Below are 13,533 nucleotides of genomic sequence, written 5' to 3'. Positions count from 1 at the left end.
GATTAGAGTGCCACTCTAACCGTATGGTTCGGCTGTACGGAAGTTTCATACGGACCTCTTGGAGCGGTGCTCTATTCGCCGGTACGGAAAAGGCCGCACCGGCGGGGAGCCGGGTGCGGCCTGTTCCTGGGGCGGGAGGCCCTAGCCGAGCGGGTGCATCCAGCCGTGGGTGTCCTCGGCGATGCCTCGCTGGATGTCCAGCAGGCGGTCGCGCAGCTTCATGGTGACCTCGCCGGGCGTGCCGTCGCCCTGGGTCCACTCGCCGCTCGCGGTCTTCACGGTGCCGACGGGGGTGATGACGGCGGCGGTGCCGCAGGCGAAGACCTCCGTGAGGGTGCCCTTCGCGGTGTCGTCGCGCCACTGGTCGATGGAGACGCGGCCCTCCTCGGAGCCGTAACCGAGGTCGCGGGCGACCTTGAGGAGGGAGTCGCGGGTGACGCCTGCGAGGAGGGAGCCGGTGAGGGCGGGCGTGATGAGCTTCTTGGAGCCGTCCTCCTGCTCGTACACGAAGTAGAGGTTCATGCCGCCGAGCTCCTCGACCCACTTGTGCTCGACGGCGTCGAGGTAGGCGACCTGGGCGCAGCCGTGCGCGGCGGCCTCGGCCTGGGCCAGGAGGGAGGCCGCGTAGTTGCCGCCGGTCTTGGCGTCGCCCACGCCGCCGGGGACGGCCCGGACACGGTTCTCGGAGAGCCAGATGGAGACGGGCTTCACGCCGCCGGGGAAGTAGGCGCCGGCGGGCGAGGCGATGACCAGGAAGAGGTATTCGTTGGCCGGCTTCACGCCGAGGCCGACCTCCGTGGCGATCATGAACGGGCGCAGGTAGAGCGACTCCTCGCCGCCGTGCGCCGGGACCCATCCCTTGTCCTGCTGCACCAGCACGTCGCACGCCTCGATGAACGTCTCGACGGGCAGCTCGGGCATGGCCAGCCGGGCGGCGGAGCGCTGGAAGCGGCGGGCGTTGGCGTCCGGGCGGAACGAGGCGACCGAGCCGTCGGGCTGGCGGTAGGCCTTGAGCCCCTCGAAGATCTCCTGCGCGTAGTGCAGGGTCATGTTGGCGGGGTCGATCGACAGCGGGCCGTAGGGGACCAGCTCGGCGTCGTGCCAGCCGCGGCCCTCGGTCCAGCGGATCGTCACCATGTGATCGGTGAAGTGCCGGCCGAATCCGGGGTTGGCCAGGATCGCCTCGCGCTCCGCGTCGGACAGCGGGTTCGAGGAGGGCTTGAGCTCGATCGTGGGCGTCGTCATGAGTGCGTGTCCTTCACCGGTCTTGTGTGTGATGGACCGCGCCCACGCCCGTTCATGCCCGACGCTTTTCGGTCAGGTCCTAGGACGTCCGAGCTTTCCGCGAGCCACGGCCCCGCGTTCGATTATCTCCTGCGGGGGGCCAGGCACGAAATGGTGTGAATGCGGTCCAGGGGTTGATGGTGGCACCCGGGGGCCGCACAGGTGAAGCCGCCGGGCGCTGATGCGACCCGGCGGCTTCGAAGTGGAGTCGTCGGGTCAGGTCGCTACGCGTACCGCGAGCGCGTCGCCGATCTCGTCGGTCGTACGCGTGGCGGCACCGTCGCGCTCCGCGAGGTCGGCGGAGACGGCGTCCTCGATGCGCACGGCCTCGGCCTCGTAACCGAGGTGGCGCAGCAGGAGGGCGACGGAGAGGACCGTGGCGGTCGGGTCGGCCTTGCCCTGCCCCGCGATGTCGGGGGCGGAGCCGTGGACCGGCTCGAACATCGACGGGAACGCGCCCGTCGGGTTGATGTTGCCGGAGGCGGCCAGGCCGATACCGCCGGTCACGGCGGCGGCGAGGTCGGTGAGGATGTCACCGAAGAGGTTGTCGGTGACGATGACGTCGAAGCGCTCCGGCTGGGTGACGAAGAAGATCGTCGCGGCGTCGACGTGCAGGTAGTCGGTGGAGACCTGCGGGTATTCGGCGGCGACCCGGTCGAAGGTGTTCTTCCACAGGTGGCCGGCGTAGACGAGGACGTTGTTCTTGTGGACCAGCGTCAGCTTCTTGCGCGGGCGGGCGGCCGCGCGCTCGAAGGCGTCCCGGACCACGCGCTCGACGCCGTACGCCGTGTTGACGCTGACCTCGGTGGCGACCTCGGCGGGGGTGCCGGTGCGCAGCGAGCCGCCATTGCCCGTGTACGGACCCTCGGTGCCCTCGCGGACCACGACGAAGTCGATGTCGGGGCGGCCGGCGAGCGGGGTCGCGGTGTTCGGGAAGAGCTTGGACGGCCGCAGGTTGATGAAGTGGTCGAAGGCGAAACGCAGCTTCAGCAGCAGCCCGCGCTCCAGGACGCCCGACGGCACGGACGGGTCACCGATCGCGCCGAGGAGGATGGCGTCGTGGTTCTTGAGCGCCTCCAGCTCCGCGTCCGGGAGGGTGTCGCCGGTGCGGTGCCAGCGCTGGGCGCCAAGGTCGTACTCCTTGGTCTCCAGCTTCACATCCTGCGGGAGGACAGCGTTGAGGACTTTGAGGCCCTGGGCCACAACTTCCTGGCCGATTCCGTCACCGGGGATCACTGCGAGATCGATGCTGCGAGACATGCGGGAAGCCTAACGGTGCGTCCCACCCCATGACATCCGACGTCCACCATGCGGACGGACGCAAGCGTGTTCGGGGCTTGCGGGGTGTTCCGGATGCTCGGGGTGGGGGCGAGCGGTGCGTGGGCGCGGGTGGTGTGCGCGCGGGTCTCTCCGGCCGCGCGGGCCCCGGCGGCTCAGTGGCCGGTCGAGCCGCCGTTGTCCCGGCGGTCGAGGGCGCGCTGCAGGGCGGCGGCGGCGTTCTTGCGCTCGGCCTCGGCCTGGCGGGAGCTGTGACGGACGCGGCGGGTGGTGGTGTTGGCCATGATGGATCGACTCCTTGAGATCGCATGGATGCCGGGGGCAGGCCGCACATCGTGGTGCGGCGCCGAGGCCGGGCCGGGATCGGATTTCGAGGTGCCGGAAGGAGCGGGGAGCGTACGCCGCAGGGGTTACCTGCTCAGGGCGTGCGCCCGCAACCGCCACAGTCGCTCGATCGAGCGATTCGTTCGGCTCCTACAAAGCTAGGACAGCGGAGCCGCTCTGTCTCCACAGTTAGTCGGACTTCCTACTATCTGAGACGGCCGCTCCCCCGCGCTCCGCCCGCAATTCCCGGATCAGTGCCCGTACGGCGAGGGATCGTGCCTGCTCAGGGGTGGTGAGGTAGCCGATCGAGCGGGTGGGGCGGTCGGGTCCGAGAGCAGTGATCCGAATTCCGTCGGGTGCTCCGTACAGGGACAGGCCGGGCATGATCGCCATGCCGAGACCACGGGACACCATCGAGAGCACCGCTCCGTCGTCCTCGGCCTGCACGGTCGCCTCGGGGATCCAGCTCTGGGCCGCCCACCAGTCGCGCGTGTACGAGGTGCAGTTCTCGTCCCAGTCGACCAGCGGCAGCGTCCGGGGCGCGGAGTGCCCGGCCGGGTGCACCAGGGAGTACTCCTCCTCCAGCAGTACGCCGCCGACCAGCCCCGGCTCCACCGGCGAGGTGGTCCCGATCGTCGCGACGGCCAGATCGGCCCGCCCGTCCAGCACCTCCCCGGCCGTGCCCCGCCCCACCTCGCGCACCATCCGCACCACCGGCTCCACCCCGGGGTGGCGGGCCGTGAGGCGTTCCAGGGCGGGCGGCAGCAGATGCAGAGCCGCGCTCCGGAAGGCGGCGATCCGCAGCGGCCCGCTCACGGTGTCCGTCCCGCCCGGCCCGGCGGCGATCCCCCGGGCCTCGGTGCCCATCACGTCGAGCAGCCGCAGGATGCGCCGGGCGTGGGCGGCGACCACGTCACCGGCCGGGGTCGGCGTGGCGCCCCGGCGGCCCCGCTCGAAGAGCACGGCACCGATCCGGCGCTCGCTGGTACGGACGGAGTGGGAGACGGCGGACTGCGTCATGCCGAGGTCCCGGGCGGCGGCGGAGAATCCGCGTGCGTCGGCTACGGCGGCGATGACGCGGAGCTCCTGCGGGGCGAGGTCGGTCATCGCGCCACCCGCGCCCGGTGAGGGCCGGGGCCGGGCGCACGCCCGCGCCCATGCACTGCCCCATGCCCATGCCCATGCCCATGCCCAGAACCATGCCCATGCCCATGCCCTCGCCCATGAAAGCTGCTCATGGAAACGATTCTTCCATCGATGCCACCCCCTCCCCGGCCGCCGCGTTCCCTCCTAACGTCAGCCGCATGACGACACAGCGCACCCTCCACCTCGCCGCCCGCCCGCACGGCTTCCCGACGGCCGATCTCTTCTCCGTCGACACGTCCCCCGTACCGGAGCCCGCTCCCGGCACGGCGGTGGTGGAGAACCTCTACCTCTCCGTGGACCCGTACCACCGCGAGGAGATGGACGGCGGCTGGGAGCTGGGCGTCCCGCTGGAGGGCCGGGCCCTCGGCCGGGTGACGGCCTCCCGCACACCCGGGTTCGTGGAGGGCGACCTCGTCCTGCACCGGGAGGGGTGGCGGACCCATGCCGTGGTGGTGCCCGGCGAGGGCGGGGTGCGCAAGGTGCCCGCGTACGACGGGGTCCCGCTCACCGCCTACATGTCGGTCCTCGGCGGCACCGGGCTCACCGCCTATGTGGCACTCACCCGGACCCTGGAGTTCCGGGCCGGGCAGGACCTCTTCGTCTCGGCGGCGGCGGGCGGGGTCGGTACGGCGGTGGGGCGCATGGCCCGGCTGCTCGGCGCCGGGCGGGTCGTCGGCAGCGCGGGAACGCCCGCGAAGGTGACCCGGCTGACCGGGGAGCTCGGATTCGACGTGGCGTTCGACTACCACGACGGGCCGGTCGGGGAGCTGCTGGCCAAGGCGGCACCGGACGGTATCGACGCCTACGTGGACAACGTCGGCGGGGACCATCTGGAGGGCGCGATCTCGGTGCTCCGCGAGCACGGGCGGATCGCGTGGGTCGGCGCCATCTCCCAGTACCACTCGGCGCACGAGCCGCCGGCCGCCCCGCGCAACCTGTTCGACATCGTGGAGAAGAGCCTGCGCCTGGAAGGGGTGATGGTGCGCAACTACCGTGATGTGCAGCAGGAGTTGGAGGACTTCCTGGTGCCGCATATCCAACGCGGTGCGGTCGTCCCCGATGTCACGGTGGTGGACGGCTTCGAGCGGACGGTGGAGGGGTTCCTCGGGATGCTGCGGGGCGGGAACACCGGGAAGATGCTGATCCGGGTCGCCGGCTGAAGCCCTGCGGCCGACTCGGGCTCTCCCGCCGATTCAGGCCCTCCGGCCCGCTGTTGCCCGCCCGCCCTACAGCAGGTCGCCGTCGCGCCAGTCGAAGACGAGCGGGTGCGCGGCCGCGGGCAGGAAGTGGCCGGCGGCCGGGCGGACGTAGGTGGAGCCCTCCTCCTCCGGCAGCGCCACGGTCCCGTGCGGCCCGAGGGCGGCGAGGCTCCCCGGCCACACCTGCCAGCCGCGCGCCGCGTAGAGCGCCGCGCCCGCGTCGGAGGCGGACAGGGCCCCGAACTCGTAGGCCCCGTCGACGACCCGCTCCAGCGCGGCCATCACCCGGTGGCCGAGCCCCTGGCGGCGGCGGCCGGGGCGGACGGCGACGGCTTCGACGTAACCGGCGCGCAGCGAGCGGCCGTCGTGGAGCACCCGGCGCTGGACGATCGAGCCGTGGGCGACGAGGAGCCCGCCGGTGTCGCGCACCAGGGCGTGGACGCCGCCGAGGGAGTGCTCCCAGTCGTCGTCGCCGAAGTCGCCGTCGAAGGCGGTGTCCAGCAGGGTGCGGATCTCGTCCCGTACAGCCGCGGTCAGCTCATAGGTGTGGGCGGCGTGCACCGCGGGGAGCTCGGTCATGGAGTCAGTTTCCCAGGCACCCGCTCCGACCAGGCACGCAGGGGCGAAGCGGGGTACGGAGCCGGTCGTGACGGCTCCGTACCCCGGGGCTCACGGCTCAGTACACCGTCACGCCGTACGCGGAGAGCGCCTCGACCACCGGCTGGTGGATGGCCGAGCCGCTCGTGCCCGAGCAGCCGGAGCTGCCGGAGTGGATGCCGAGGGCGACGGATCCGGCGAAGTGGGCGCCGCCGCTGTCGCCGCCGGCCGAGCAGGCGGTGGTGCGGACCATGCCGTAGACGGGCCCGTCACCGTAGTTGACGGTGACGTTGACGGCGGTGACCGTGCCGGAGGTCACCTTGGTGGTGGAGCCGCTCTTGCGGATCGCCTGGCCGACGACGGCGTTGGCGGCGGAGGCGATGTCCTGGGTGGAGCCGTTGTAGAGGTCGACGGTTCCGGCGGGCGAGGAGCCGTCGGTGTAGCGGACGATGCCGTAGTCGTTGGTCGGGAAGCTGGTGCCCTCCCGGACGCCGATGACCGAACCGCCCGAGCTGGCCGACCAGTTGGCGGAGATGTTGGTGCAGTGTCCGGCGGTCACGAAGTAACGGGCCCCGCCCTTGGTGACGTTGAAGGCGGCCGAGCAGCGGCTGCCGCCGCCGTAGATGGCTCCGCCGCCCAGCACCTCGCGGTGGAAGACGCCGGGTACGCGGCTGATGCTCACCGCGCCGCCGAGCCGCTCGGCGACGGCTTCGAGGCGGGCCATGTCCCGCTCGGAGACGGAGGAGTCGGCCTCGACCGCGACCTGGTTGCTGCGCGGGTCGATGCCCCAGGAGGTGCCGGTGATCTTCGCCTCGGCCTCCAGGGTCTCCACCACCGCGTCGAGCTGGGCGGCGCTGCGGGCCACCCGGCGCACGGTGGCCCCGGTGGCGCGGGCCTGCTCCTCGGCCCGGTCGGTGGTGACGGTGACGACGAGTTCGCCGGTCTTCCGGTCCAGGTAGGTGCCGGCGGTGGCGGCCCCGAGCCGGCGTTCGACGGCGGCGTCGAGCGCGTACGCGGACGGGGCGGGGATCGCCGAGGGGGCGGCGGCGAGGGCATCGGCCGGGGCCGCGGTGGAGGGGGTGGCGCCGAGGCCGAGGGCGCCGGCGACGAGCAGCAGGGAAACGCCCAGGCGCGCGCGGGAGTTGCGTCTCATGGGGGGCTCCTTCTCGGGTGACGTGTGGGGACGTACCGAGAAGGAATTTGACATGGACATTACCTAACCCACAAGACCGCGTGGCCCGGTGCCCCGCTGGGCGGACGGATCACCCCGGTCAGCGGACACTGACCGGGACCGGCTCCCTCGCCTGTCCGAAGCCCCGCTTCCCCCGGACCGCGCCCGCCGCGCACACTGCGGCCATGTCCGACACCGCACCCACGCCCCAGCAGTGGTCGCCCACCCATGGCGACCCGTACCGCCCCGCGCCCTACCGCCCCGAGCGGATCGCCGAGAAGACGTCCCTGGCCCACGCCGCCCGGCTGCGGCGGCGGATGGACGAGCGCAGGACCGTCCGCGCCTTCTCCCCCGACCCGGTCCCCGGGCAGGTGCTGCGCGACGCCATCGCGTGCGCGGCCACCGCCCCCTCCGGCGCCCATCAGCAGCCGTGGACCTTCGTCCTGGTCAAGGACCCCGAAGTACGCCGCCGGATCCGGGAGGCGGCCGAGCAGGAGGAGAAGCTGAGCTACGACGGGCGGCTCGGCGAGGAGTGGCTCGCGGCGCTGCGCCCCCTGGGCACCGACGCGGTCAAGGCCCATATGACGGACGCGCCCGCCCTGATCGTGGTGTTCCAGCAGCGCTACTGGCTGGGCGAGGACGGCACCAAGCGCAAGCACTACTACGTCGACGAGTCGGTCGGCATCGCGGTGGGGATGCTGCTCACCGCCCTGCACCTGTCCGGTCTCGCCGCGCTGATCCACACCCCGAGCCCGATGCGCTTCCTCGGCGAGGTGCTGGACCGGCCCGAGAACGAGAAGGCTTTCGCCGTGATCCCCGTCGGCTACCCGTCGGACGACTGCGAGGTCCCCGACCTGGTGCGCAAGTCGCTGGACCAGGTGCTCGTGGAGATCTGAGCGGCCGCGCCCGGCCCCGTAGAAGGGGAAGCACATGGAAACCGCCCCCCGGCCGGCAGGGGGGCCGGTCGGGGGGCGGTGCTCTGAGGGGGCTCCCGGCTGCGGAGAGCCCCTGGGAGGCCCGGGGCGTCGTGCTGCGGCGCCCCGGGGAGGGTGTCAGCCCTGGTGGGGGTAGGTGTACTCGGTCGGCGCGACCAGCGTCTCCTTGATGGCCCGGGTGAGGGTCCAGCGCTGGAGGTTCTGCGGGGCGCCCGCCTTGTCGCAGGTGCCGGAGGCACGGCCGCCGCCGAAGGGCTGCTGGCCGACGACGGCGCCGGTCGACTTGTCGTTGATGTAGAAGTTGCCCGCGGCGTAGCGGAGCTTGTCCATCGTGTACGCGGCGGCCGCGCGGTCGCCCGCGATGACCGAGCCGGTGAGCGCGTAGTCGGAGACCGACTCCATCTGCTCCAGCATGGCGTCGTACTTCTCGTCCTCATACACGTGGATCGCGAGGATCGGGCCGAAGTACTCGGTCGTGAAGACCTCGCTCGAAGGGTCGGAACAGGCGATGACGGTCGGGCGGACGAAGTAGCCCACCGAGTCGTCGTACGTGCCGCCCGCGACGATCTCGCACGCCGGGTCGGACTTCGCGCGGTCGATCGCGGCCTTGTTCTTGGCGAACGAGCGCTCGTCGATGACGGCCCCGATGAAGTTCGTCAGGTCGGTGACGTCACCCATCGTGATGGAGTCGACCTCGGCCGCGAACTCCTCCTTGAAACCGGAGTTCCAGATGGAGGCGGGGACGTACGCACGGGAGGACGCGGAGCACTTCTGGCCCTGGTACTCGAAGGAGCCGCGGGTCAGCGCGGTCTTCAGCACGGCGCGGTCGGCGCTGGGGTGCGCGACGACGAAGTCCTTGCCGCCGGTCTCGCCGACGAGCCGCGGGTAGGTGCGGTAGTTGGCGATGTTGTTGCCGACCGTCTTCCACAGGTGCTGGAAGGTGGGGGTCGAGCCGGTGAAGTGGATGCCGGCCAGGTCGCGGTGGTTCAGCGCCACCTCGGAGACGGCGATGCCGTCACCGGTGACCAGGTTGATGACGCCCTTGGGCAGACCGGCCTCCTCCAGGAGCTGCATGAGCAGCACGGCGGCGTGGGTCTGGGTCGGGGACGGCTTCCACACCACGACGTTGCCCATAAGGGCGGGGGCGGTGGGGAGGTTGCCCGCGATGGCCGTGAAGTTGAACGGCGTGATCGCGTAGACGAAGCCCTCCAGCGGGCGGTGGTCCATGCGGTTCCACACGCCCGGGGAGTTCGCCGGGGGCTGCTCGGCGAGGATCTGGCGCGCGTAGTGCACGTTGAAGCGCCAGAAGTCGACGAGCTCGCAGGGGGTGTCGATCTCGGCCTGCTGGGCGGTCTTGGACTGGCCGAGCATGGTGGAGGCGGCCAGCGTCTCGCGCCAGGGGCCGGCCAGCAGCTCGGCGGCGCGCAGGATGATCGCCGCGCGGTCGTCGAAGGACATCGCGCGCCAGGCCGGAGCGGCGGCGAGGGCCGCGTCGATGGCGTCCTGGGCGTCCTGCTCCGTGGCGCCGGCGAAGGTGCCGATGACGGCCTGGTGGTTGTGCGGCTGTACGACGTTCACCCGCTCACCGCCACCCATCCGCTTCTCGCCGCCGATGGTCATCGGCAGGTCGATCGGGTTGTCGGCGAGCTCCTTGAGCTTCACCTCCAGGCGGGCGCGCTCCGGGGAGCCCGGGGCGTAGGAGTGAACCGGCTCGTTGACCGGCGCGGGGACCTGGGTGACGGCGTCCATGAGTGCCTTGTCTCCTTGGTGTCGGCGGGGATGTGGGTCGGCCCGGTGGCCGTCTCAGCCCTTGGTGAGAATCGAGCGGCCGAAGAACAGCAGATTGGCCGGCTTCTCCGCGAGGCGGCGCATGAAGTACCCGTACCAGTCGGTGCCGTACGCCGTGTAGACGCGCATCCGGTGGCCCTCGGCCGCGAGCCGGATGTGCTCGTCGCTGCGGATGCCGTACAGCATCTGGAACTCGTACTCATCCAGTTTGCGCCCGGACTGGCGGCCGAGCTCCTGGGCGATGGCGATGAGACGGGGGTCGTGGGACCCGATCATCGGGTAGCCCTCACCCTCCATCAGGATCCTGGTGACGCGGACGTACGCCTTGTCGATCTCGGCCTTGTCCTGGTACGCGACGGAGGCGGGCTCCTTGTAGGCGCCCTTCACGATGCGGACGCGGCTGCCGGCGGCGGCCAGCCGGCGGGCGTCGTCCTCGGTGCGGAACAGGTAGGACTGGATGACGCAGCCGGTCTGCGGGAAGTCCTTCCGCAGCTCCTCGTGGATGGCGAACATCGAGTCGAGGGTGGTGTGGTCCTCGGCGTCCAGGGTGACCGTGGTGCCGATGGCGGCGGCCGCCTCGACGACCGGGCGGACATTGGCGAGGGCCAGCTCGTGGCCGTTCTCCAGCGCCTGGCCGAACATGGACAGCTTCACGGACATCTCGGCGCGGGTGCCCAGGTCGAGTGCCTTGAGGCGCTCGATGAGCTCCAGGTACGCGTCGCGGGCGGCCTCGGCCTGCGCGGGGGTGGTGATGTCCTCGCCGACGACGTCGAGCGTGACCTCCAGGCCCTTGTCCGCGGCGTCCTCGACGATCGGCACGACCTGGTCGACGCTCTCCCCGGCGATGAAGCGGTCCACGACCTGCTTGGTGCCGGGCGCGGCCGAGACGAACCGGCGCATCTTGTCGCTGCGCGATGCGGCGAGAATCACGGGACCCAGCACGGGGCACCTCCACGAATGTACGGACGAGGGGCCGCATCGGCGGATACATGAACGCATGTGTACGGACATGAACACACCGGTACGGCACGGATAACCACCGTGAAATCTAGATACCGCTCCGATCCTGTGCCATCGACACCTGTCACGCATCCGTGGCCGCCATCTCAGACATGTGTATGAAGAGGTGGTGGGAGGGGTGCGAGAATGGCGGAGTGACAGGCGATTACCAGGAACTGGTCGACGAGATCTCCGCCCTCCTCGGCGCCCCCGCCACCCTGGAGAACCGCGACTTCGGACTGGTCGCCTTCGGGGCCCACGACAGCGACGACGACACCGCCATGGACCCGGTCCGCACCCGCTCGATCCTGACCCGCCGCTCCACCCCCGCCGTCCGCGCCTGGTTCGAGGGGTTCGGCATCACCCGGGCCACCGGCCCCGTCCGCATCCCCGCCGCCCCGGAGGCCGGGGTCTTCCGGGACCGCGTCTGCCTTCCCGTACGCCATCGGGGTGTCGTCCTCGGTTACGTCTGGCTGCTCGACACCGACCCCGGGCCGACCGACGAGCAGCTGACCGCCGCGATGGAGGTCGCCGCCCGGATCGGGGCGCTGCTCGCCGACGAGGCACGAGCGGGCGCGGACCTCTCGCGGGAGTTCGGCGCGGTGCTCGCGGCCGGCCCCGGGCGGCAGCACGACACGGCGGTCGCGGCGCTGCGGGAGGCGCTGGGCCAGGACGCGGAGGGGCTGCACGCGGTGGTGTGCGTGACGCCGTGGGGCGCCGACGACACCCCGTCGGTACGGGGCGTGGCCTCGGCGGCCGCCCTGGCCACGGTCTCCGCGCCGGGGGCCGCCGGGCCCGTGTCGCTGGCCGCACTGATCCGGCTGCGGTCGGCGGACCGGCTGGACCCGGCGACGAGCGCGGCGGACCGGCTGCGTACGTCGGCGGGCCCGGGGGCCACCGGGGGGATCGCGGCGCCCCGCCGGGGCCTGGACGCCCTGCCGGTCTCCTGGCGGGAGGCGGTGGCGTCCGCCCGCGCGGCCCGCGCCGAGACCCGCCTCGGCCCGGTCGCCCGGTGGTCGGCGATCGGCCCGTACCGCCTGCTCACCGCGCTCCCCGGCACCGGCTCGGACCCCGCCGACCCGGCGGTCGCCTCGCTGCTGACGCCGCTGCACAAGGAGCTGGCGCACACCGCGGAGGTGTTCCTGGACTGCGCGGGCCAGGCGAGCCGGACGGCGGGCGAGCTGGGCATCCACCGCCAGACGCTCTACTACCGGCTCTCCCGGATCGAGCAGATCACCGGCCTCGACCTGGGCGACGGCGAGGACCGGCTGCTGCTGCACATGGCGTTGAAGGGGGCGCGGCTGTAGAGGGTGCGGTTGCAGGGCTCCGCGCGCCTGTCACTTGCCGAAGCGGCGTTCCCGGTTCGCGTACGAGCGCAGGGCGCGCAGGAAGTCCACGTGCCGGAAGGCCGGCCAGTAGCAGTCCACCCAGTGCATCTCGGCGTAGGCGGACTGCCAGAGCAGGAAACCGGACAGCCGCTGCTCGCCGGAGGTGCGGATGATGAAGTCGGTGTGGTCGGCCACGGGTGAGTAGAGGTGGCGGGAGATGTCGTCGATCTCGAACCGTGCGACCAGTTCGGCGGGGTCGCCGCCCGCCGCCATGTGTTCCTCGAAGGCCCGCTTCACCGCGTCGACGATCTCGCGCCGGCCGCCGTAGCCGACCGCCACGTCCACCTTGAGCCCGCCGCGCCCGGTCGTCGCGGCGGTGGCCTCCTTGAGCACCTGGGCGCTGGTGCCGGGCAGCAGGTCGAGCGAGCCGATCACCTGGACCTCCCAGTCCCGGCCCTCGGCGGTGATGTCCCGGACGGTCTCCTCGATGACCTCGATCAGCGGGCCGAGCTCTTCGGCGGGGCGGCCCAGGTTGTCGTCGGAGAGCATGAAGAGGGTCACGTGCTCGATCCCGGCGGCCGTGCACCAGCCCAGGAACGTGGTCACCTTGGCGCCGCCCGCCCGGTAGCCCTCCCGGACGTCCGTGTGCCCGGCCTTCCGGGCCCAGCGCCGGTTGCCGTCGACCATGATCCCGACGTGCTGGGGGCGCGGCAGACCCACCAGGGTGCTGGCCAGCCTGCGCTCGTACACCGCTTCGATGGGCCGCCGGAGGAACAGGGGGAGCAGCTTCATGGACCCTCTCCATCACATGCCGGGCGATGCCGCAGGACCCTACCAGCGGCCCCGGCCACGCCCGGCGGGACGGTGGTTCACCACCCCGCGTCGTCCGGCTCGGTGAGCGGTCCCTCGCTGACCAGGGCGGCCAGTACGAGCGGCGCGTCGCCGTCGCTGTGGCCGACCGTCACGGCGAACCAGCGGTCGCCGGAGCCGCCCGGGCCGGCCGCACCGACCGGCCCCCAGACGGTCAGGTCCCCGTAAAGGTCCACGGCGAACAGCGCCTGGAACAGGGACTCCACGGGGGAGCCCCCGCTCAGCCACCGGCGCAGCGGAACGTGCAGTCGGACGGTGGTGTGTGGACCCCAGCGTCGGTCCAACTCCTGCGCGAGGGCGGCCAGATGGGCATCGGCGGCCTCTTCGGCGTCGTTCCACTCGGGGGCGTACACGCCGGTCAGCGGGTCGCCCTCCCAGAGCGGCACGATGCGGAAGCCCGCGCCCTCGGTGGCGGACCACTCGCCCGTCACCGGGGCGCCCTGCGCGGTGGTGGGGCCGGTGGGCGGTACGGGGGCGGCGAGGAGCTGCTCGGCCTCGGCGACCGCCCGGGGCAGGACGAAGGGCTCCCCCGCCCGGGAGGTCACAGCACGGCTCCGGCGGCACGGACGGCTGCGGGGGTCACAGCGCAGCTCCGGTAGCGGCACGGACGGCTG

General features: G+C 72.1%; 13 protein-coding genes. 3 read left to right on the top strand and 10 right to left on the bottom strand.

The window, feature by feature from the left end:
* Positions 1-141 precede the first annotated feature (141 nt).
* The 4 genes from IE264_RS14265 to IE264_RS14255 form a co-directional block, all read right to left on the bottom strand.
* Entirely contained in the window at positions 142-1,245 is a 1,104-nt protein-coding gene (locus IE264_RS14265; protein ID WP_015611588.1) for a branched-chain amino acid aminotransferase, read from the bottom strand.
* Between the two features lie 255 nt (positions 1,246-1,500).
* Complete coding sequence (locus tag IE264_RS14260; protein ID WP_032757499.1) at positions 1,501-2,544, bottom strand: 3-isopropylmalate dehydrogenase; 1,044 nt, start codon at positions 2,542-2,544, stop codon at positions 1,501-1,503.
* Positions 2,545-2,717: 173 nt separating this feature from the next.
* Positions 2,718-2,846, bottom strand: a complete 129-nt coding sequence (locus IE264_RS38405) for a hypothetical protein (RefSeq protein WP_015611586.1) — start codon at positions 2,844-2,846, stop codon at positions 2,718-2,720.
* A 229-nt stretch (positions 2,847-3,075) separates the two neighbouring features.
* Entirely contained in the window at positions 3,076-3,993 is a 918-nt protein-coding gene (locus tag IE264_RS14255) for a LysR family transcriptional regulator (RefSeq protein ID WP_032757500.1), read from the bottom strand.
* Positions 3,994-4,190: 197 nt separating this feature from the next.
* Here IE264_RS14255 and IE264_RS14250 point away from each other — a divergent pair, with 197 nt between their 5' ends.
* Entirely contained in the window at positions 4,191-5,192 is a 1,002-nt protein-coding gene (locus tag IE264_RS14250; protein ID WP_032757501.1) for an NADP-dependent oxidoreductase, read from the top strand.
* A 66-nt stretch (positions 5,193-5,258) separates the two neighbouring features.
* Here the strand turns inward: IE264_RS14250 and IE264_RS14245 are convergent, their stop codons facing one another.
* A complete protein-coding gene (locus IE264_RS14245; protein WP_015611583.1) occupies positions 5,259-5,810 on the bottom strand; it encodes a GNAT family N-acetyltransferase in 552 nt (183 codons plus the stop codon).
* Between the two features lie 97 nt (positions 5,811-5,907).
* The gene (locus IE264_RS14240) at positions 5,908-6,981 is read right to left on the bottom strand and encodes a S1 family peptidase (RefSeq protein WP_032757502.1); all 1,074 of its coding nucleotides are present in this window, start codon (positions 6,979-6,981) and stop codon (positions 5,908-5,910) included.
* 203 nt (positions 6,982-7,184) lie between these two features.
* Between IE264_RS14240 and IE264_RS14235 the strand changes: the two genes are divergently transcribed.
* Positions 7,185-7,895 (top strand): nitroreductase family protein, encoded by a 711-nt coding sequence (locus IE264_RS14235; RefSeq protein ID WP_015611581.1) that lies wholly within the window; start codon positions 7,185-7,187, stop codon positions 7,893-7,895.
* Between the two features lie 156 nt (positions 7,896-8,051).
* On the opposite strand, the gene pruA is transcribed toward IE264_RS14235, so the two are convergent.
* Both pruA and IE264_RS14225 read right to left on the bottom strand, forming a co-directional pair.
* Positions 8,052-9,683: an L-glutamate gamma-semialdehyde dehydrogenase gene (gene pruA, locus IE264_RS14230; protein ID WP_032757503.1), complete on the bottom strand. Its 1,632-nt coding sequence runs from the start codon at positions 9,681-9,683 to the stop codon at positions 8,052-8,054.
* A gap of 54 nt (positions 9,684-9,737) precedes the next feature.
* Positions 9,738-10,664 carry a proline dehydrogenase family protein gene (locus tag IE264_RS14225; RefSeq protein WP_032757504.1) on the bottom strand — a complete coding sequence of 309 codons (927 nt, stop codon included), beginning with the start codon at positions 10,662-10,664 and terminating at the stop codon, positions 9,738-9,740.
* A 212-nt stretch (positions 10,665-10,876) separates the two neighbouring features.
* On the opposite strand from IE264_RS14225, the gene IE264_RS14220 reads away from it, so the two are divergent.
* Positions 10,877-12,028 (top strand): PucR family transcriptional regulator, encoded by a 1,152-nt coding sequence (locus IE264_RS14220; RefSeq protein ID WP_032757505.1) that lies wholly within the window; start codon positions 10,877-10,879, stop codon positions 12,026-12,028.
* 30 nt (positions 12,029-12,058) lie between these two features.
* On the opposite strand, the gene IE264_RS14215 is transcribed toward IE264_RS14220, so the two are convergent.
* Together IE264_RS14215 and IE264_RS14210 are read right to left on the bottom strand one after the other, a co-directional pair.
* Complete coding sequence (locus IE264_RS14215) at positions 12,059-12,841, bottom strand: isoprenyl transferase (protein ID WP_015611577.1); 783 nt, start codon at positions 12,839-12,841, stop codon at positions 12,059-12,061.
* A 77-nt stretch (positions 12,842-12,918) separates the two neighbouring features.
* Positions 12,919-13,464, bottom strand: coding sequence for a hypothetical protein (locus IE264_RS14210; protein ID WP_032757507.1), 546 nt, complete (start codon positions 13,462-13,464; stop codon positions 12,919-12,921).
* Between the last annotated feature and the right edge of the window lie 69 nt (positions 13,465-13,533).

This window comes from Streptomyces microflavus, assembly GCF_014650075.1.
In the GTDB taxonomy this organism is placed as follows: Bacteria; Actinomycetota; Actinomycetes; order Streptomycetales; family Streptomycetaceae; genus Streptomyces; species Streptomyces microflavus.
Note: the sequence above shows the minus strand (reverse complement) of the source record. Positions and strands in the feature narration are given on the sequence as shown.

What these genes read in the sequence shown, in the direction of transcription:
- IE264_RS38405 (WP_015611586.1), bottom strand. Translation starts at nt 2,846, where the DNA reads ATGGCCAACACCACCACCCGCCGCGTCCGTCACAGCTCCCGCCAGGCC.
- pruA (WP_032757503.1), bottom strand. Translation starts at nt 9,683, where the DNA reads ATGGACGCCGTCACCCAGGTCCCCGCGCCGGTCAACGAGCCGGTTCAC.
- IE264_RS14240 (WP_032757502.1), bottom strand. Translation starts at nt 6,981, where the DNA reads ATGAGACGCAACTCCCGCGCGCGCCTGGGCGTTTCCCTGCTGCTCGTC.
- IE264_RS14255 (WP_032757500.1), bottom strand. Translation starts at nt 3,993, where the DNA reads ATGACCGACCTCGCCCCGCAGGAGCTCCGCGTCATCGCCGCCGTAGCC.
- IE264_RS14245 (WP_015611583.1), bottom strand. Translation starts at nt 5,810, where the DNA reads ATGACCGAGCTCCCCGCGGTGCACGCCGCCCACACCTATGAGCTGACC.
- IE264_RS14260 (WP_032757499.1), bottom strand. Translation starts at nt 2,544, where the DNA reads ATGTCTCGCAGCATCGATCTCGCAGTGATCCCCGGTGACGGAATCGGC.
- IE264_RS14265 (WP_015611588.1), bottom strand. Translation starts at nt 1,245, where the DNA reads ATGACGACGCCCACGATCGAGCTCAAGCCCTCCTCGAACCCGCTGTCC.
- IE264_RS14215 (WP_015611577.1), bottom strand. Translation starts at nt 12,841, where the DNA reads ATGAAGCTGCTCCCCCTGTTCCTCCGGCGGCCCATCGAAGCGGTGTAC.
- IE264_RS14250 (WP_032757501.1), top strand. Translation starts at nt 4,191, where the DNA reads ATGACGACACAGCGCACCCTCCACCTCGCCGCCCGCCCGCACGGCTTC.
- IE264_RS14235 (WP_015611581.1), top strand. Translation starts at nt 7,185, where the DNA reads ATGTCCGACACCGCACCCACGCCCCAGCAGTGGTCGCCCACCCATGGC.